The following is a 19820-nucleotide window of genomic DNA, read 5'->3' on the forward strand; positions in this document are numbered from 1 at the left end:
TGATTACAATTGGATAAAAATTACTGAAATTTTAAACAGGGATTATTCATCAATACAACTGGGAATACCCAAAACGGCGCAGGGAAAATTATAACCTAATGCTTCAATCATCGGATGATTAACAGAGTTGCAACCGAGGAATAAGATATCGGCAGCTTCTGATTCAACAACTTTTTTAAGTTCTGTAGAAATGCAGCCAAACCGTAAATGAGATTTGAAGCAACCTTGCCATTCTTCAGCCAGACTTCGGGCTTGCCAGAGAATTATATCTGCTTGTTGTAGGGGAGTTACCACTGTCTGCAATTTAGGTTGAGTTAATACCTGTGTCACAGACTTTGATACTTCACTGATTTGACATTCTAATGAAGGCTGTTGTGGAAAGCTCAAGATATTTGGATATTGACTGCTTTGATTGTCTTCTACCACATAAACAGCTTGAACTGTAACTTGTGCATTAGTAGCTAAACGCGTTTGATGGGCAATCCAGAAAGCAATGTCTAGCGCCGCATGACTGTTAGGAGATGCGTCATAAGCAACAATTAAATTAACTGCTTTTGCTTTTTGAGGTTTTTTAGAGAAAGGTTTTTTTGGTTCTGGCACTAGTACCATTTGTTCAATTAAGTCATTTCGACCTGTGGCACTTTGCAGACGTGCTAACATTGGCTTGATTTGCACAGCTTTACTTCTCCCAATGAAATGAATTAGTAATGAGAAGCAGGGGGACAAATTTTAGATTTTGGACTTTCCTGCGGAACGCTACGCGTAGCTTGCTTCCCCGGAGGGGTACGGCTACGCTCAGTCGAACAATTTTGGATTTTAGATTGAGTGACGATAACCAAAATTGCAAATCTTAAATCAGTCCAGGAAACCCCAATAATAACTGTATTACAGCCAAAGTCTTGGGGGTTCCTTCCATTGCCTACGGAGTTAGCTGACGGGCTAAGACTGGAAGGTGTCTCTCATAAGATTAGCCCCAAACATTGGTTCCTCCGTTCCAAATTCAGCTTTCATGAATTTGAATTAGGCTACCCACTAAAAAAAATGATAATCTAATTTACTCGTCTTGGGCAAAATATCGATCGAGGAAATTCAGAGCGTGATTGCGGAGTTCAAAATATTCTTTTGAGTTTCGCATGGCCGCGCGATCGCGTGGATGCTCAAAAGGAACTTCTAAAATCTCTCCTATACTAGCAGATGGGCCATTGGTCATCAAGACGATGCGATCGGACATATAAATTGCTTCGTCTACATCGTGGGTAATCATCATCACTGCTTGACGATTATTTTCCCAAATATCCAATACTTGCCGTTGCAATTTGCCACGAGTTAGCGCATCTAATGCCCCAAAAGGTTCATCCATCAGCAACATTTTGGGACGAATTGCTAAAGCTCTGGCAATACCTACTCGTTGTTTCATACCTCCAGAGATTTCATCAGGATATTTGTCAGCCGCCGCCGTCAAGTTTACCATTGCCAAGTGTTCATTTACAATGCTAATTTTTTCAGCCCGATTAGCATTTTTTAGCACTTCATCCACAGCTAACCGGATATTTTCTCGCACGGTTAACCAAGGTAACAATGAATAGTTCTGAAATACCATCATCCTTTCGGCTCCTGGCTGACGGATTTCTTTTCCATCAAGCCGAACTGAGCCGGAAGTGGCTTTTTCTAAACCAGCTACTATCTTTAATAGGGTTGATTTTCCACAACCAGAGTGACCAATTACAGAAATATATTCATCTTAATCAATCGTTAGATTAACTCCATCTAAAACGACAAAGTTATCTTTATCAGGTGTCGGATAAGACTTGACTAAATTTTCAATTTCTAAAAATCCAGTGCGGGGAAGAACTCCGGTCTGGGTATTAATAGGTAATGAGGTATATTCCATCATCAAAGGCTCCCGAAATAATTTAGTCAATCAATTTTGGATTAACTGCGACTTGTACCGAAAATCTAAAATCTAAAATTGCCAGGGTCAATATTTAAACTTGGGATTTAAGACATGAAAAAGTTAGTGGGAGCGTTAGCCCTGATAGCAAAACTATTCAGATAGCCCACAGGATCGCTGGGGTCGAAGCCTTTCTTATCTATAAATACTTCTGGTGGTTCGACCTTGTAATCATCCTTGGGGCACTGAATGCCCATTTCAGATGCTATTTCGCGGTATAAATCTGTTCTCCAGCCTTGTTGGGCTAGTTTGTCGGCATTTTTGGGAAATTCCTTAATTTGTCCCCACCGCGCTGCTTGTGTCATTAACCAGATACTTCGCGATCGCCATAAGAATGTTGAGTGTTCTCCTGGCTGTTTGGGAAGGTTGTCAGGAATATCGAAGAAAATCGTAGTATCAGCGGCTTTAATGGTGCGGTCTTTGCCATCAAAGCCGCCATAATTGTAGTTTCCGAGAATTCCCGGACTGGTAAACTTCGCAATTGGCGCACCTTTCTTTTTGGGTCTTGCACCTGTAAAGGAACGTTCTGTAAGCAGTTCAGCAACTTCTTGGCGGTTTTCTGCTTTGCTGCAATATTGGCAAGCTTCAATCATCGCCTTGACTAGAGAACGATAGGTTTTGGGATATTTATCGATGAAAGATTCCATTACTCCCAATAAACGATCTGGGTGTCCCAACCAGACTTCTTTGCCTTGTGCAAAGGTAAAACCGATGTTTTCGTTACCTGTTATTGCCCTTGTATTCCAGGGTTCTGCAACCATGTAAGCTTGCATTGCACCAATCCGCACGTTTGTCACCATTTGGGGGGGCGGAACGATGATGACGCGGAACTCTTTAAGCGGATCGACTCCTGCGGCGGCGGATAAGTAACGGATAAAGTATTCGTAAATAGAGGAACTTAATACTACCGCCCAAACTTTGCCTTCTGGCGGCTGTTTGTCAAAGTAGCCTCGGAAATCGCGCCCAAAGGCTTCTAAAGCGCCATCGCCATATTTTTCTTGATACTCGTACCACGGACGTAGCCCAAAATCCCACAGGAATCGCTACTACCGCTCCTAACAAAAAACCCAGTAATACCCGGCGCAGACTTGCGATCAACAACCAACCAATTCCCAAGTTACCTGGGCCTCTTTGGTAGAAGGGATTTAACATGTAGTCTAGATTAGCAATGAGTGCTTCTGGTGGAGTGGGCATTAATTCATGGTTGGCAAGTGCAATAATCCACCACAGCACAATTATTCCCAAGAAACCCAATACTGGTAGAATGAATACATCTCTGAGGATGACAGGTTTTGTCTTTTTCCACGCAGCTTGTGTTGCGATCGCTGCGATCGCAACCAAATTTAGTTGAAATATCATTTACGACCTCAACAGATTTAAGTGCAGGTACAAGAAATCCGAGCAGTACCAGCCTTGGACACCGATGAGATCGGAACATTATAAAAATGCCGTCTCTTCAGTCTCCTCCCAATGCCTACGAAGTTAGCTGACGGGCTAGGGCTGAGAGATGCCCTTCTTTTTAGAGTGCTGAGTAACGAGTGCTGTTAGCGGTAGCGGGGCGTTTAGCCCGTGCTGAGTTAACTCTTCACTTCTCACTTTTAACTCCTCACTTTCTATGAGATACGCCCCACAATTTGGTTCCTCCGCTCCAGCGTTATGCACTGTGACACGCTGAATTAGGCTGACTTACTCTAATGGATACTAAATTATGCACAATATAACATTGATGCTCAGTAAAAGCCATCTATCTGAGAATAAATATTGTTTATTTAAATACCAGGATTCAGTACCTCCCCTTACTTTTTGGGAATAAGTAAAATTTATACCTTTAATAAGGTGGTGAATGAACTCCTTGCACAGAAGGCTAAACAATATAGTTGAGTCAAGCATCAATATTGTTACCTGCTTGTTTGGAATCTATTAGCATAAAATATATTATACCTAGGAAAATTAAATACGTATAATTAATCAGCAAACAAACAAATATACAGAATGTATTTCTTTTGGTAGGTGGATTAAATTCTTAAACTTGGTAAAAGACCACTGCAATCGCTAAACTAATTGGATATGGCAGTTTGCTCATCTATCTCCTAGCTGAATTTAACATAATGGATTTTAGTCAAGTACTGGCTGAAAAAACGGACACCATCATCGATAAATGGGTTACAGCAGTTCGCAAGGATAGACGGATTGAAAGTGCTGATGACCTATCTTATACAGCAGTAAAAGATCATATCCCTGATGTTTTACAAGCAATGGTAACAGTGCTTTCAAAATCTCAGGATAGTGATATTCAGTCGATAGTTACTGCTAGTTTTCAGCATGGAGCTATTCGAGCAGAACAAGGTTTTGACCCAGCAGAAATTGCCAGAGAATATCATCTGCTACGAACGGTAATATTTGATGCCATACACGCAGATTTATTAAAGGGAACACCTGTAGATATAATTCGTTCCATGCGTTTGATTGACGCTATCATAGACGAAGCGATCGCTCGATGTTTTAAGAGTTATGTTGACGAACGCTTGCGAGAATTACAGCAGTTGCAGTTATCATTAACGCTCCACAATGAAGAACTCACACGCCTAATGAGCGCCAATCAAGAGTATCTTTCGCAACTAGCCCACGAATTAAAACATCCTCTAACTTCCATTATTGGTTACTCGGATCTGTTTTTACGCCAACAACGACGCAAGACACAGATAAAAGACACCTCAGCTAATTTAGAACATATTGAGCGGGTATTACGTAACGGTAGACAATTACTCCACCTGATTAACGATGTATTAGAACTTTCGCGCTATGAAGCAGGACAGATAAAACTTCAACTAGCACCCACTGATGTGTCTGAATTAATCAATAATATCTGTGAAATGTTGGAACCTTTAGCTGTTGGGAAAAATTTAAAAGTCGTAGTGGATTGCGATCGCGCTCCCAAAGAATTAATTATAGATCCTTTTCAGTGCCAACAAATTATTACAAATCTTATTAGTAATGCTATTCGCTATACAGAGTCGGGGACTATTATTATAATGTGTCAGGTGTTGGAGAACCAGAGATGGGCGATCGCAGTTTCTGACACTGGAATTGGCATTGCACCAGAAAACCAAGCCCAGATATTTGAACCCTACTTTCGTGTCAGTTTTAGCGATCGTCCCTATCTACCCGATAGTACAGGATTGGGATTAGCGATCGTTTCGCGGTTAGTAAAACTACTCCAAGGTCAAATTAACTTAGTTTCTGAGGTGGGAGTTGGTTCTACCTTCACTGTAATTTTTCCCTTACAAATAGAGAGTTGATTTCGTGCCAAGACGTAAAATTATTGTCCACACCTCTGCGTGAAATCAAAAAACATTTTTACAACAACCCTTGTTTTTTCAACTTAGTTAGCGCATCCTCAGCAGCAGCTTTCTCTGCTTCTTTCTTATTGCGTCCCTTACCTTCGCCATAAATTTTTTCATCTACCAATACTTTGGCTATAAATTCTGGTGCATGAGAAGGGCCTCCTATTTGTTCTGTAAAGTATTTGGGGGGATTTGGAGTAACGTTGCGTTGTACCCATTCTTGAAAGCGATTTTTTGAGTCTACATTAGAACGAGACACAACTATATGTTTAGGGTCTACAGAATCAAATAGTGGTTCTATAATTGCGCGAACTGCTTCAATATTGGAATCATTATCCAAATAGTAAGCACCAAGAACTGCTTCAAAAGTGCTACTAAGTAAATTAGGATTTTGGTAGCCTCCGTCTAGAATTGCGCCTTTTCCTAACCGCATCCTAAAGTCTAAACCTACCTCTTCAGCGAACTTTGCTAATTGCTTCTCATCTACCAACGCCGAACGCCGCCGTGTTAATTCATCTTCTCCCATTTCTGGGTGACACTTATATAGATATTCGCCACTTAAAAAATTCAGCAAAGCATCACCGAGGAATTCTAGGCGTTCATTATGTTCGCCTTCTCCGGGGTTCTCATGGACATAAGAACGGTGAGTAAGTGCGTGGCGTAGAAGTTTTTCATTATGGAATATTAGAATTTTGTGCATTTTTCTCTTGTGTTTTGTTGCAGAAATTGACTGTTGGGAAACTTGACAAGTGTTATTTTATTGAGACATGAAAAAAACCGCAAATCGCGGCGTGTTGCTAAAACCCAGTTGAATAGAAAACTGGGTTTTTCAAAGTTATATTAGGCAGCCGTATCTAAATCAGTTAAAAATAACTTCTGATTTTGCTTTTGAACTTTGCCATCCTTGACAGCAACATCAATAAACTGGCTAAAACTTTTAAATTTCTTGCCATCATCTGTACAAATAGATAAATATCCTTGATAGTTAGCACAACGTTGACGCATCAATCTATCAATGCGACCAAATACAGTAGGCTTACCTTGCATTGAGGCAATTTTGATAGCTTCAATTAAATACTCTATAGCCTCTTTGTAATTAATCTGAGACACAATATCTGTGTTTTGAGGTTGAGTCTTATTGGTATTGGCAACTAGCTGAGGTAATTCATCTACAAAATGGAAGTTATCATTACCAACCAGTTTAATCAACTTTGGACTCTCACTACCTCGTTGAGCAAAAATTTTCACCTTTTTACCCAAACTTTTGAGAATACAAATTAAACCGGCATAGTCCCAGTCTCCTGAAAGTAAGATAATTGTTGTCAGAGAAGGATTAAAGGCAACTGCTTTAACACAGTCAGCCATCAATCGATAATCTGCACTATTATTTGAATGATCGGGAACATCAACACACTTGATCCCAAGAATTTCTAGCTCATTTTTAGTACAAACTTGGTTTATATAGTGTGAATTATAGTAGACATTTTTGCAGTCTATACGCCCTTTGGATTGGGCAAATTCTAGCAAAAAATGACCTTTTCCTTTAATTAAAGAGACGTTCTGAATATCGGCAAAAATACCGACATAATTTTTCTGCTGGCTTGTTTGTTTTTTGGAAGATTGATCGGAATGTGGCATTGTAATGTATCCAGTATTGTTTAGTGAACTGGACAGATTTAACAAATTACACATCTAACAGTAGCAGAACTTTAGACTAGGAATTTGTACTTAAAAAGTACTTTTCTGTCATAAAGTTCTCATAGCGTAGCGTTTTTTGGTTCAAGTCTCAGCCGTAGAATTCCTGGCTTGCTACCAAGTTTCGCGTCATACCTTCCCCTGAATATTCATCCAAACATCTTGTCTTACCATTGAAAGTCTAGTCAATCAGTTGACCTGACATTGGGCTGAAAATTCAGCCGAAGGGATAACACGAAGCTCGGCAGGAAACTAGGAATTCTGCTGCTGAGACAATACCAAAAACCTGCATTATACAGTGTGGTTGTTTGTTCTGTCTTAATATACAGAGTTACATAGATGACCCTGAATTGTCAACATACTTATTTATAAAGATTCGTAAAAGCGATCGCCTGTCATCCATGAAGTTTAAGAATCATCTATGATATTCTCTCAAAGCCAGCATTTATTTAAAAATTTTCTAGTTAATAAATAATTTACGATTTACTTTGCGCGATCGCACTATATAAAATACCTAAAATTTTCTTAACATCCTTAATATAATATTCACTCAAATCAATCGAAACTACATTGCCTTCAAGCTTGAGAAATTGCCAGAGTGTACCTATAGTAACAGCACCATATATAGCTTTAATTTGATTTCTACCTCTCTCGTTAAATAACTGAGCAGCTACCATTTCGGCAATACATTGAGCTAAACCAGACCTCAAATTTTCATTTTTACTTTCTACTAAAACAATCACTGGACTGCGTACAAGCAACTGCTCCGAGGAAAGACTCAAAATAAAATCACAAAAGCCATTTAGTCCTCGTTGGCTATCAACAGTAAAATCAACTCCCGAAAAAAAGCTTATTTCATAATTAAATTTGCGCCTAATTTCTAATAAAATTGGGCTTATTATCATTTCACTACGAGCTTTTTGGAACTTATCGCTACTGCTAAATCAACATTTTCCCTAAGAATAGTAGATAATAAATCACTACACTCTTGTTCCTGCACATTTGCGAATAGTCCCGATGATTCTTGGATAATTAACCCAAAAGAATCAATAACTTCAATAAGTTTAAAATCACTATAAGCCATAAAACTTACTCCTTGTCTTATGACTGAATACAATAACAAAGTTTAAAAATGCAGCTTTGGCGGAAACACCTTAGCTAAATCAAGAGATAAATCAGGAAAGCAGGGAAAATCTATTACCTCATTTGACAAGAAAATTCGCTTATTTGAATAACCATATTTGCCTTGACTATCCTGATATGGTTCACTGTAAGCTTCCAAATAATTATCGAATAAATTGAATATCCAATAATCAGTAATACCCGCTTTAGCATAGAGAGGTATTTTCACATCTTGATCATAAGCTAAAGAAGAATCGGAAACCTCCATCACCAATAACACATCAGTCGGTTTAGGGTGAGATGAGAGATAATTATCATCTCGGTTTTGAACAATCGCAAAATCTGGTTCAGGTTCGCTGTTAGGTGGTAAAGTAATCGGGGCTTGAGATTGTAGAGTTGCCCTATCTCCTACAATCTTTGGGAGTTGTTTCCATAAATTTCTTAGACAAGTTTCATGGGCTGTACCTTTGGATGCCATTTCAATAATTTCCCCATTAATTAATTCAATGTGGTCATCTTCATGGAAAAAGCCCAATTCTCCAAGCCTGTGGTATTCATCCAGTGTGAAGCGTTTAGCCTGAGCAATACTCATAACCTTACCTTTCTCTCATTGCCATAATACTTATTCTAAATGTGCCAGAAATTGGTATGCTAAAGGCCGAGACTCGCTATGAAAGCAAACAATGCCTGCGCCTACTATCAACCCCACCATCACTGCCTTTCCCTTGACAGCCGTAGTCGGTCAAGAAGCAATTAAATTAGCCTTGCTGTTAGCCGCAGTTGATCCTGGTTTGGGAGGAGTAGCGATCGCAGGTCGTCGTGGTACGGCAAAATCTGTAATGGCTCGTGCTATCCACGCTCTACTACCGCCCATTGAAGTTGTTAAAGGTTCAATTAGTAATTGTGACCCCAACCACCCCGAAGAATGGGACGATCAACTATTGGCGGAGTACGCAGACAAAGACATTCAGGATGTTCCCGTTGAAATTATCCCCGCGCCTTTTTTACAAATTCCTTTAGGTATCACCGAAGACCGACTATTAGGTTCAGTAGATGTTGAAAAGTCGGTAAAACAAGGTGATACCATTTTTCAGCCTGGATTACTCGCTACAGCAAATCGAGGTGTACTGTACGTAGATGAAATTAATTTATTAGATGACCAAATATCAAATCAGCTTCTAACAGTATTATCTGAGGGACGCAACCAGATTGAACGGGAAGGGATTAGTTTTCAGCATCCGTGCAAATCCCTATTTATTGCCACCTACAACCCAGAAGAAGGCGGATTACGGGAGCATTTATTAGATAGAATTGCGATCGCACTCTCTGCTGACGGTGTACTCGGCTTAGATCAAAGAGTAGCAGCAGTTGAACAAGCGATCGCTTATTCTAAATCTCCCCAAGACTTTCTCAAACAGTACAACGAAGATTTAGACTCCCTCAAAACCCAAATCATCTTGGCACGGGAATGGTTGAAAGAAGTAATCATCACCCATGAACAAATTGCTTACTTAGTAGATGAGTCTATTCGCGGAGGAGTTCAGGGACATCGCGCCGAGTTATTCGCCACGCGGGTTGCCAAAGCTGCGGCGGCTTTGGAGGGACGAACAACAGTTAATGCCGAAGATTTGCGCCGTGCTGTAGAACTGGTAATTGTACCACGTGCCACAGTTGTGCAGACACCGCCACCCGATCAAGCACCACCACCGCCTCCACCGCCGCCACAACAGAACCAAGAAGAACCCCAGGACGAATCAGAAGAGGAACAAGAAGAACAAGAAGAACAAGAAAATCAAGAGCAAGAACCCCCCAGCATCCCGGAAGAATTTATCTTTGATCCGGAAGGGGTAATCCTTGATGACAACGTGCTGTACTTTACCCAAATGGCGAAGCGGCAAGGTAAATCTGGTAGTCGCAGTGTCATCTTTTCCGATGACAGGGGACGCTACATTAAGCCAATGTTACCCAAGGGAAAAGCGCGACGCATTGCAGTAGATGCTACCCTCAGAGCAGCTGCTCCTTATCAAAAAGCACGCAGAGAAAGGCAACCAGATAGAAAAGTTATTGTCGAACAATCTGATATTCGCTCGAAACGCCTGGTACGCAAAGCCGGGGCGTTGGTAGTATTTGTGGTAGATGCTTCTGGCTCAATGGCCCTGAATCGAATGCAATCGGCTAAAGGTGCAGTGATGCAACTATTAACAGAAGCTTATCAAAACCGCGATCAAATAGCATTAATTCCTTTCCGGGGAGAACAGGCAGAGGTATTATTGCCTCCAACACGTTCTATTGCTTTGGCGCGTAACCGTTTGGAAAGGTTGCCCTGTGGTGGGGGTTCGCCCTTAGCGCATGGTTTAACTCAAGCTGTACGCGTCGGCTTAAATGCCCAGATGAGTGGAGATATTGGGCAAGTTGTCCTTGTAGCAATCACCGATGGGCGGGGTAATATTCCCTTAGCGCGTTCTTTAGGTGAACAGATTGAACCAGGAGAAAAGCCAGATATCAAAGGAGAATTATTAGAAATTGCTGCTAGAATTCGTGCTTTGGGGATGCAACTATTAGTAATTGATACGGAAAGTAAATTTGTGTCTACTGGCTTTGCTAAAGAATTATCGCAAACAGCAGGCGGTAAATATTATCATTTGCCAAAAGCGACAGATCAAGCTATTGCTGCTATGACCAAAGGTGCGATCGCTGATTTAAAATCTAGATAATTAGTCATTAGTCATTGGATTTTTGACTCAGCATGACTACGAACCAGTGGGCATTACCTGTGGTTGTAAATAGCAAATCAAATCCTGGATTCCCTTTTGCAGATAGCGCGTTACCGTCATTGGACTAGTACCAATGTTCTTAGCGGCATCCTTGCGAGAAAGTTCCTTCAAAAATACCATTTCGACTGCCATACGGGGCTTTTCTTCCAACATATTGATTGCACCTTGCAGTTGTTGGCGTTCTTCTTCTTGTTGTAAAAGAACATGAGAACGAGGACAAGGAAGTGCTTCACCCAAGGTTATTTGGCAATCAACATAGTTAACTGCGGTTGCATCTAAACTTAAAGGCATCCGATTTTGAGCGGCTAACTTGGTTTCTTGCCATTCTTGTACAGATACTCGAAGTTCGCTGGCAATTTCAGCATCCTTAGGTTGGCGACCTAAAGACATTGCTAAGTCCTTGCGAATCTTTTGTCCTTCATTGTATAATTCTTGCCAACGACGGGGAATTTTTAATAGAGTACTGCGATCGCGCAAAAAGTGCAGCATCTCACCGCGAATGTATGGTACAGCAAAGGAACTAAAAGCATATCCTTGGCTGGGATCGAAACGTTCAATAGCCCTAATCAAACCAAAATACCCAATTTGTTCTAAATCTTCATAAGGTTCATTACATTGATGGCTGAATTTATGAGCCATCTTCCGTACTAAGCCAGTATGTAACTGTACAAGTTTATTACGAAGTTTAATAGAAGGATTCTGGTGGTACAAGTGTAATAATTCTATACCATCAGTTCGTAAAGAGGACTCACTTGTTGCCATATACATTCCTTTGTTGAAACTCCTATTCCTCAGAAAATGGAGTTGCGTATATTTTCTTCTAAGCTGTTATTATTTTGCTCAGTCAGGGAAGAATAAGCCATCGTCGTTTCACTGAACTTATGAGGGGTCGAACTCCATAATTCAGTATTTGTACGCATGATTTTGCTAACCTTTCTGTTGCAGGTTATTTTTGTTTTTTACATAACTCTTGAATGGCACATAATCTTTAGCTTTTGCAACAAAAACTAGCTATTTATGCTGAACAATGCATAACTGACCGAATAGCCATCTGTCATACTGAGAGCAACGTAAATCGGTACTGAATTAATCGCAAAAGAGACTGGGCAATTTTATCTTTTACTACGCATCGTCATTAATAAAGGTCGAAAATCCAAATTGAAAGTTGGGTGGAAGAACAAAACCTAAGCTACAAAAAACAGAATTCCGACTCATTTTTATGGGAATTTGTACTTAGTTGGGTTTTGAGGTACATTTCTATTCAATATTGGTAAGATAGAAACTTTGGAAACTTAGTGGAAACATGGAAACAGGTGATTGACATGCCAGTTTGGTGGGTGTCACACTTCTGCTAAACAGGAGGGTGAACAATGAAAATCACCAAACACCGACAAAAAATTCTCGATGCACTTCAGCAATGGTTTAGTACCCATAAACAAGGGCCAACTCTAGAAGAGCTATGTCAAGAACTCGGAATGCAACCACGTCAGAAAGCAACAGTTCAGAAGTGGTTGCAAACTATGCGCGATATAGACGTGGAATGGGATGACCACAGCGCCCGCAGTCTTCGCCTCCTTACATCTGAACCGGAAAAACCTTCCTTACAGCTATCTGTAACTGACACTCTGCGGTATTTAGCTACTGGTGTGGTGCAGTGGGAAAAACTTGAGCTAGAAAAGCGAAGTCAAGTACCAGAAGCCCTTCGCATTGGAATGTCCCGTATGTACTTAACTTCTTTACTACGGGGAGAACAAGCCCCAGAGAACCTACCACAATTTTTTGATTGGGCGGAAACATCAATTACTTCTTGGAAACCAGCCCAAGAGATTAAATATCTTTCGCCAGATGTCAGCGTTATAGAAGACGGAGTAGTTTCCGATTTTGCAAGAGAATGGCAAGTTTCAGGTAATGATGTGGTGGCGCAGGTACAAGAGTCAGTACTGAAAGATGTACTGGAATACTGTCGGGGAAATCAGCTAGAAGATGCTTATCGCGCTTTTCGACTACTAATCATTTCTAAACCCACTCTTCATTACTCAGAATATCGGCAACAGCTACGTTTACCAGAACTCAAACCACTGCGGGAGTTATTGTCACGGTTAGAAATCTATGTCGATATGGATAAGTTGGCAGAGGGCAGCGTTTATCATCTGTGTCCGCGTTGCACATACTTGCAACGCCAACGCCCTGATGGTACATATACCTGCCGTAACCCTTGGTGTGAAAGACTTTGTGCAACCAGCAACTTTCAACCATTGCCACCTATTTCTAAAGAAAAAGCAGCAGACTGGAAAGCTGTTACCCCTGGTGTGCATTTGTACGGTACGCTTCCAGGAATTTGGGAAATTCAACTTCAAGAAGAACTTACAAAATTGGGTTTGCGCGTTACTCTCTGGCCTTTTGTCGATGAATTTGACTTACTCGTAGAGTTCCCACCGAAAGTTCGCTGGGCAATTGATTTTAAAGATTGGGCATCCGTGGATGAAGAACGTTTGCGAAAGGTGCAGTATCGGCGTGATGCAACGGAAACTTTTGTAGTTTTTCCAGATGAACGCGAAGACTATTTGCGGATAAAGGTAGTGCGCGAACAACTAGAACCTGAACTTGAAGGGGTGCGCTTGCGCTTATTTAGCGAAATCATCACTCAGGCTCAAGCAATTTTAGGGAAGAAAAAATAATGCGTGACACCATTAGCTGGCGCAAGGATCTGTGTAAAAAACTCCGCAACTCGGATGAATTACAACAGCATACAGTATCTAGTTTAGTTAACGCAGATACCAAGGTACAACAGCGAGAACTTAAGCGTCTTGCCCAACTCATTGCTGATGTGGAATTGGGATTAACCCTACTTAAAGAAGTAGCACCAGAAGAACCTGCAACTTCTGTGGAAGCCTTGCTCAAAGGATATCGTTTTCCAGTTGAACAACTACAAAGCGATCGCAACTGGCAACTTATACAAAATGCTCGTTTCTATTTGATTAAGCGTAAAGGCAGACAATGGCTGCGAGTTCTTCAGGAGTACATCAACTTACCTGAAATTATTAGAATCTACTGCCTTGAGGAGGCAAGGAATGTTCCTCAACCTATTCCATCCAGTACCTACCCAACTCGTTTAGAGAATATATATCTTCCAACTTTATTAAAAACCCCACAGCATAGACAACGAAAAGTTAAATTAGCAGATGAGGGGCGGTGGTATGCCAAGATTTCCCAAAAAGGTAACTCTCCAGTTGAGGTTCCTATTGATATTCCCAAGGAAGTTGCTAATATAGCACCTTCGTCTGTAGTATCCCTTTGTCGCACACGGACTAAGCAGAATCCACAGTGTAGCGTTACCCGTGAAGAATTAATACTAGCTGCCCAAGAAATGGACGATAAATTGTCCCAATTTGGGCAACAAGAAAATTATCGTAACCGCTTGGAAAATATCCTCTTCCAGCTATACGATGCTGAATCAGATAATTTCCAGCAAGGTAATCAGCTAACTTTAGAAGGTCTTATCCACATTGTCGGGCTTTTGAATGTGGGTAAGTCTACCCTGTTGGAAATTATGATTTACTTCTTCGCTAAACAGGGAGATCGCTGTGGGTTGATGGTGAATGATGTTGCTACAGCAGTGCGCCTCGCTTCTTTGTTCTGCCACAAATTAGGAATTCCTGCTGCACCAGTGTTGGGTAGTAAACGCCAAGAGCAACTGGCAAAAGTCTACGAACCTATTCTCAAAAGTGAGGGTAAGGAAATTACTAAGGGAGGGATGCATCCTGCATGGCGTTGGTTTAGTCGAGTCTGCCCACTTTTAGCTTTAGTGCAATCAGAAGATAAGTGGGAATTTGGCAATGAACCTTGTCACAAGCTTTATCAAAAAGTTCTTGTAGCTGATAATGATGATTCTGATGATGAAGACTGGCAGGAAAGTGATGAAAAATACACTTGTCCCTGTTATTACAAATGTCCACGTCACCATTTAGAAGACGATATTGCTACAGCTTCAGTATGGATTTTCACCCCTGCTAGTTTCATTCATACTCGTGTACCCCGCCAGGGATTTGAACAAGACTTGACTTTTGCTGAGGCTGTTTATCGAGAATGTAAATATCTATTTGTTGACGAAGCCGATCGCGTGCAGATTCAGTTTGACGAAGAGTTTGCCCCTGATGAAGTCTTAGTCGATGGTTCTGGAAACTCATTTTTAAATAAACTCGGACTTAACCTGGCGACAATTTACAATTCCGATCGCGGTGATATGGCAGGCGATCGCTTTCTTGGTTGGACAAGCGCACATTACCATACCCAAAATGCTACTAACCGCATCTATCACCTACTCCTCACCCACTCAAAATTGGTTGCGTGGTTGGGGCCACTTCCCTTTACAGGTCGTTCTCTATTTGCTCGGATTATCCGTGACCTAGTTGATCCGCCTGAGATTCCTGTCTCAGCGAAACCGAAACTAACTCACCAACAAATCATGGAAGAACGGCGTAAACGCATCATTGAAGCAGACTTAGCTCCCACAGAGCAACGTCGCCGCCGCAAACAAATGATGGATCAACTAGATGGATTTTTACAACATCCGCTCAATCCCCGTCGTGGTGGTGAACTTTCAGGTTTGGCGTTGACAATACTAACTGCGGAAGATGACCGTCAAGCCTTAGCTGAAATTGCTCCTTGGTGCAAAAGATGGATAGAAATCCATAATCTTTCCCTACCAGATGAAACTCAATTTGAGAAACTAACCCGAAATCTCCAATTTGCGATTTTAGTCACCATACTCGACAACCGGCTTGGTTTTATAGTTGATAATCTGAGCGACCTCGGTCGCGTAATTAACTTACACGATTCAAGCCAAGACCTTTTACATCGTCCACCGGATGACTTCCTCCCAGTTTTACCAGAATCGCCAGTGGGAAATATTCTAGGTTTTTTGTATAAGCAAGAACGTAGTGCTAAACAAGCTGGCAAGTTAGACTATTTTCGCTATGTGGGTGTAGGTCGTGCGTTACTGTTAAATTTCCCAAAACTGTTTGCAGTTGACGATTGGCAGGGCCCACATACTGTTTTGATATCAGGTACTAGCTACGCTCCAGGTTCGCCAGCCTATCACATCAACATAAAACCCACTATATTGTTGCAATCTAGAACTGGTGAGGCAGGTATAGCTGAAAGTCAGTTTTTCTTTAGTCCCAAACAGAATCCGCAAGCCAACTATATTGCTTTATCAGGATTACCACCTGCAAAACGCAAACTTGCTGCTAAAGAAATGGTGGAGGCTATGTGCTACTCGGTAAGAGGTGGAGAGAGTTTTCTAGATGGCGTATTTGAGGATTTAGAACAGCGAAAACAACAGCAAACAGAATGGTGGAGCGATCGCGATCGCATCTTGATTGTCGTGGGTAGCTACGATGAATCCGAATGGGTCACGTCTATCTTACAATCGCGCTACCGTTTCGACGTAAACATCAACGATGACGGTATTGCCACCCTCCGCCGTGACAATGCTCCTACTCATCTTCATGGGATTCTGCGAAGCGAAATCAGGAATTTACAACATTTACCTACCCAAATTGTAGTTGCTCCTTTGATGGCTTTAGAGCGGGGTCACAACATCTTGAATGCTCAAGGTAAAGCTGCATTTGGTGCAGTGCTGTTCCTCAACAGACCTATGCCAGTACCTGATAACTGGCAATCTACTGTTCAGCAACTCAACGCTTGGGCGCTGAAACACGAAAAAGATTCCACTCTTTATGAAGAAGCTCAATCAATATCGGGGAACCTAACCCTAACTCAGATTGCAGATATTTTCTACCAGAATGCTGTTGCCGAGATGGTCAACTTGAACTATACGGCGTGGGCTTTTAAGCAACTAACACAAGGAGAGCGATCGGTACTTTGCTGGACTCAGTTAGTGAGTATCTGGCAAATCATCGGGCGTTTAGTGCGTGGTGGAGTACCAGCAGTAGTCCATTTTATAGATGTGAAATTCGCGCCAAATTCAGCCATTGGCGAACAAGACAGCGAAATTACTTCACTTTTGGTTGCCATCATCAAGGTGCTGGAACCCTATGTAGAAGGTGAGGATGTGCTGGCGCGATCGCTCTATGGAGCTTTTTTGAATGCGTTGAAACAAATGAGAGAAAGAAACTTAAACTATGACTAAAATTATTCTTCCTGGTGCTTGGGAACTTACTGCAACAAATCCAACATACAAACTCTCTGCAATCTATGTCCCTATTACATGGCGACAAGTCGCCAACAACCTTGCTCAACAGCGTGCCAGACTCCAAGGTAAAAGTTATCGGGCTGTACCAGTTTATTCCCTCGACCCCCTGGTAGTTGGTAGTTTTCCCAAAATTATCAAGACTTTGCGTAATGGCTGGCAAAAAAGCAGTTTACCTTGGCTGTTAGCAACAGAAACCACAGACATTTCTGACTTAGGTAACTTGATCAAAGATTGGTTAATAGAAGAATTTAGTACCTTGGAGGATGTTGAGTCACAACTTGCAAATTTGAATAATGCTGATTGGCAATGGAGTAATTCACAGACCTATGAATTACTACATCCTCAAAACAAAGTCGAAATAAGCAACCTTTACCAAGCAATTCCAGATTACCTTGCTGAGAAGTTTCTCCAAAAACCAACAGTTTACTTTGGTCTTGATGAGCAGTATGAACTGACATTTTACCGAGTAGTCAGCCTCCAAGGCGCTGAGTTGATGTCATGGCCTCCCAGTGAAGTTACGGTAACAAAAGGAAAGGACACAACAGAAACAGCATACATCTCATTTGTCATTGAGTTTGTTTTGCAAACCTTTCCCTGGCGCGAAAAACCTATTGTTTATCATCATTTATCAATTCGACGTTGGCTGACAAAACCTTTGAATTATGTACCTTATCCAGGCGTGAAAGCTCATATTGGTGATAACCGTCGGTGGTTAGATGGTCAACGCCAACCCTTTTGCTTTATTCCACTAACGATGAAGGGTTATGGAAGGGAAGTGAAATGGCCTCAAGCCATCAGCAATCTTTTTTCTCTCAATGACTCTCAACTTCCTGACGCAAATAATTTCGTTTCTAACCCAAATCATAACTGGTCAGGTTTCAACACAATTCCTAGTGGTATCCAAGCTGCGATCGCCTACACTTCTAAATTAGGAGAACCACCCTGCTTTGCTGGTGTCAGTCCACAAGATTTGGCTAGTTTAGATCAAGCTATTGAAGCACGTCTCCCTGTTCAGAGAGTGGGTGAGGCTGAGAGGGTGACAGGTAACATTTTTATTTTCTGGCCTTTAGAGAAACCCAAACAGAAAATTGTTCCTCTCCTTGCTGACGAAGATATCCAATCTCCCAAGCCAAAAAAAGCCAAGAAATCTGACAATCCAAATCATTCACACACCCCAATGCTGCGACCAAAACTAGCAGCACCAGCAGTATTTCGTGAAGCTGAAAATCCTCTTCGCACCATACTTATTTTGTGGGAAACTCCACAATGTCGTAATGCACTGATTGCTGAGATTTGCCAGCTACTGTATTTATCACCCACAAAAGTAGAAAATATTTATCAAGGTTTCTACGGTTCTCTGTGTATCAAGACTCAACATGTTGGCGACCTTACACAAGACCTAGAAATTCAACATTTTTCTGAAGCAAGGAAAACTTATCAACAGCAACGTCCTAATTTATTAGTAGAACGCATTAATCAAATCACCGCGTTTCTACCCCCAACTAAAGAACTAAGTGGGGCATTAATCGAAATTAGACCGAAACCTCGTAGATCCGAGACTGATCCCAAGTTGGCGTGGCGAATTGGAGCAATGAAGGCAGGCTATCTCAATCAACACATTCACCGAATAACCACCGAAAATGATGCAAAAAAACTGAAGAAATCCGGTTTGGAACCAGTAAAACGAGCAGTGTCAGACTTACTAAGACAATTTGGGATTTTACCTGATACACCTTTAATTAATCCCAAAAAAGATGGCATTGAGCCTGATGTTTGGTTAACGTGCTTTTATGTCCTACGCCGCACCCGCAAAACAAATGTCGAAAACATTCCCAAAACTGTTGTTTTGATGATCAGAGTTAATCCAATAACAGCTAAAGTAGAGTTAACAACCCCTGATTTATTTAAAGAACAAGGCTGGATATCATATCCTGTTGGACTCGCGCATCTTCTTGATGAAGACTGGGATTCTAACTCTTATGATGAAAGTAATGAAGAGCTTGATGATGAACAAAAAAGCAAAGAAAAAACGAAAGAACAAAGGCTAATCAATAAATTCGTTGCTGAATGTTTACAAGAGTGTTTAAATACTCCAATTACTGATAATAAACCCCCGCGTGTACTGTTCATGGCAGAGGCACTAAATGCCCGCAAAATGCTGAACTGGCTACAAAACCAAAATTTACTAACTAATGACCCACTGCAAGCATTAAAACAGTACCTTTCACAAGAACAAATCAATCGTCTGTGGGTTGTGCGCTTACGAATTGCAGATACTGGTGAAGTACCAGCTGCTATTGTTAAAGATTCTCCTGGGAGTCGAACCAGTGGTGTTTACCGATGGCAGGGTGTGTGTGATGATGAGGAGCGATCGCTCTACCTGAGCGTTAGAAAGGCGTTGTATACTGAACGAGGCACAACAATATTACAAAAAAATCAGTCTCGCCTTGACAATGGCAGCAGGCAAGCTGGAAGAGCCAGAATCTTAGAAATAGCCTTGATTCATCACCCAGAAATCAAGGGCGACAAGCTAGCTCACTTTGTTCACTCTCTCAGAAGTCGCTGGCCTTATTTTGCAAATGACGTTTCCCTGCCTTTGCCTTTTCCCTTTGCAATCAAGGCTAAAGAGTATGCTATCAGTACTAAAGATCCAGTGGAATCGTCAGTCTCTGAGGATTCCAATTTTTAACAACGAAGCTACCTTTCAGATTTTGCAA

General features: G+C 41.4%; 12 protein-coding genes, 3 pseudogenes and 2 riboswitches. Of the genes and pseudogenes, 5 read left to right on the top strand and 10 right to left on the bottom strand.

Features of this window, described 5'->3' with window-relative positions; genetic code table 11:
• Positions 1–42: 42 nt before the first annotated feature.
• The 4 genes and pseudogenes from NPUN_RS06755 to NPUN_RS06775 all read right to left on the bottom strand — a co-directional run.
• Positions 43–660, bottom strand: coding sequence for a universal stress protein (locus tag NPUN_RS06755; protein WP_041565239.1), 618 nt, complete (start codon positions 658–660; stop codon positions 43–45).
• Between the two features lie 241 nt (positions 661–901).
• A riboswitch (cyclic di-AMP (ydaO/yuaA leader) is annotated at positions 902–1016 on the bottom strand.
• A gap of 38 nt (positions 1017–1054) precedes the next feature.
• Positions 1055–1891 (bottom strand): annotated as a pseudogene (locus NPUN_RS06765) (ABC transporter ATP-binding protein).
• 107 nt (positions 1892–1998) lie between these two features.
• A pseudogene (locus tag NPUN_RS06770) lies at positions 1999–2988 on the bottom strand (ABC transporter substrate-binding protein); the annotation flags it as partial.
• A pseudogene (locus NPUN_RS06775) lies at positions 2978–3310 on the bottom strand (nitrate ABC transporter permease); the annotation flags it as partial. The pseudogenes NPUN_RS06770 and NPUN_RS06775, both read right to left, overlap by 11 nt.
• Before the next feature lie 97 nt (positions 3311–3407).
• Positions 3408–3644: riboswitch (cyclic di-AMP (ydaO/yuaA leader) on the bottom strand.
• Between the two features lie 415 nt (positions 3645–4059).
• Here NPUN_RS06775 and NPUN_RS06780 point away from each other — a divergent pair.
• On the top strand, positions 4060–5250 hold the full coding sequence (locus tag NPUN_RS06780) for a sensor histidine kinase (protein ID WP_012408063.1): 1191 nt from the start codon (positions 4060–4062) through the stop codon (positions 5248–5250).
• 58 nt (positions 5251–5308) lie between these two features.
• On the opposite strand, the gene rnc is transcribed toward NPUN_RS06780, so the two are convergent.
• The 5 genes from rnc to NPUN_RS06800 all read right to left on the bottom strand — a co-directional run bounded on the left by rnc (position 5309) and on the right by NPUN_RS06800 (position 8704).
• On the bottom strand, positions 5309–5995 hold the full coding sequence (gene rnc / locus NPUN_RS06785) for a ribonuclease III (RefSeq protein WP_012408064.1): 687 nt from the start codon (positions 5993–5995) through the stop codon (positions 5309–5311).
• Positions 5996–6135: 140 nt separating this feature from the next.
• A complete protein-coding gene (locus tag NPUN_RS06790) occupies positions 6136–6933 on the bottom strand; it encodes an NYN domain-containing protein (protein WP_041565242.1) in 798 nt (265 codons plus the stop codon).
• Between the two features lie 533 nt (positions 6934–7466).
• Complete coding sequence (locus tag NPUN_RS06795) at positions 7467–7895, bottom strand: hypothetical protein (protein WP_012408066.1); 429 nt, start codon at positions 7893–7895, stop codon at positions 7467–7469.
• Positions 7892–8074, bottom strand: coding sequence for a hypothetical protein (locus NPUN_RS44450; RefSeq protein ID WP_336884926.1), 183 nt, complete (start codon positions 8072–8074; stop codon positions 7892–7894). Before NPUN_RS44450 ends, NPUN_RS06795 begins: the two co-directional genes overlap by 4 nt.
• Before the next feature lie 42 nt (positions 8075–8116).
• A complete protein-coding gene (locus NPUN_RS06800; RefSeq protein WP_012408068.1) occupies positions 8117–8704 on the bottom strand; it encodes a Uma2 family endonuclease in 588 nt (195 codons plus the stop codon).
• 91 nt (positions 8705–8795) lie between these two features.
• Here NPUN_RS06800 and bchD point away from each other — a divergent pair, with 91 nt between their 5' ends.
• Positions 8796–10826 (top strand): magnesium chelatase ATPase subunit D, encoded by a 2031-nt coding sequence (gene bchD / locus NPUN_RS06805; RefSeq protein ID WP_012408069.1) that lies wholly within the window; start codon positions 8796–8798, stop codon positions 10824–10826.
• A 36-nt stretch (positions 10827–10862) separates the two neighbouring features.
• On the opposite strand, the gene NPUN_RS06810 is transcribed toward bchD, so the two are convergent.
• Complete coding sequence (locus NPUN_RS06810) at positions 10863–11648, bottom strand: RNA polymerase sigma factor SigF (RefSeq protein ID WP_012408070.1); 786 nt, start codon at positions 11646–11648, stop codon at positions 10863–10865.
• Between the two features lie 608 nt (positions 11649–12256).
• Between NPUN_RS06810 and NPUN_RS06815 the strand changes: the two genes are divergently transcribed.
• Genes NPUN_RS06815 through NPUN_RS06825 form a run of 3 tightly spaced genes read left to right on the top strand, consistent with a single transcriptional unit; the run spans position 12257 to position 19792 of the window.
• Entirely contained in the window at positions 12257–13564 is a 1308-nt protein-coding gene (locus tag NPUN_RS06815) for a restriction endonuclease-related protein (RefSeq protein ID WP_012408071.1), read from the top strand.
• On the top strand, positions 13564–17040 hold the full coding sequence (locus tag NPUN_RS41625) for a pPIWI_RE_Z domain-containing protein (RefSeq protein WP_012408072.1): 3477 nt from the start codon (positions 13564–13566) through the stop codon (positions 17038–17040). The genes NPUN_RS06815 and NPUN_RS41625 overlap by 1 nt, the downstream gene beginning before the upstream one ends.
• Positions 17033–19792, top strand: a complete 2760-nt coding sequence (locus NPUN_RS06825; protein WP_012408073.1) for a pPIWI_RE module domain-containing protein — start codon at positions 17033–17035, stop codon at positions 19790–19792. The genes NPUN_RS41625 and NPUN_RS06825 overlap by 8 nt, the downstream gene beginning before the upstream one ends.
• The last annotated feature ends 28 nt before the right edge of the window (positions 19793–19820 follow it).

The sequence above is a fragment of the Nostoc punctiforme PCC 73102 genome (assembly GCF_000020025.1).
GTDB lineage: Bacteria > Cyanobacteriota > Cyanobacteriia > Cyanobacteriales > Nostocaceae > Nostoc > Nostoc punctiforme.

Excerpts from the sequence above, each read along its gene's own strand:
- NPUN_RS06795 (WP_012408066.1), bottom strand. The coding sequence starts at position 7,895 with ATGATAATAAGCCCAATTTTATTAGAAATTAGGCGCAAATTTAATTAT.
- NPUN_RS41625 (WP_012408072.1), top strand. The coding sequence starts at position 13,564 with ATGCGTGACACCATTAGCTGGCGCAAGGATCTGTGTAAAAAACTCCGC.
- NPUN_RS06815 (WP_012408071.1), top strand. The coding sequence starts at position 12,257 with ATGAAAATCACCAAACACCGACAAAAAATTCTCGATGCACTTCAGCAA.
- NPUN_RS06800 (WP_012408068.1), bottom strand. The coding sequence starts at position 8,704 with ATGAGTATTGCTCAGGCTAAACGCTTCACACTGGATGAATACCACAGG.
- bchD (WP_012408069.1), top strand. The coding sequence starts at position 8,796 with ATGCCTGCGCCTACTATCAACCCCACCATCACTGCCTTTCCCTTGACA.
- NPUN_RS06825 (WP_012408073.1), top strand. The coding sequence starts at position 17,033 with ATGACTAAAATTATTCTTCCTGGTGCTTGGGAACTTACTGCAACAAAT.
- NPUN_RS44450 (WP_336884926.1), bottom strand. The coding sequence starts at position 8,074 with ATGGCTTATAGTGATTTTAAACTTATTGAAGTTATTGATTCTTTTGGG.
- rnc (WP_012408064.1), bottom strand. The coding sequence starts at position 5,995 with ATGCACAAAATTCTAATATTCCATAATGAAAAACTTCTACGCCACGCA.
- NPUN_RS06810 (WP_012408070.1), bottom strand. The coding sequence starts at position 11,648 with ATGGCAACAAGTGAGTCCTCTTTACGAACTGATGGTATAGAATTATTA.
- NPUN_RS06755 (WP_041565239.1), bottom strand. The coding sequence starts at position 660 with ATGTTAGCACGTCTGCAAAGTGCCACAGGTCGAAATGACTTAATTGAA.
- NPUN_RS06780 (WP_012408063.1), top strand. The coding sequence starts at position 4,060 with ATGGATTTTAGTCAAGTACTGGCTGAAAAAACGGACACCATCATCGAT.
- NPUN_RS06790 (WP_041565242.1), bottom strand. The coding sequence starts at position 6,933 with ATGCCACATTCCGATCAATCTTCCAAAAAACAAACAAGCCAGCAGAAA.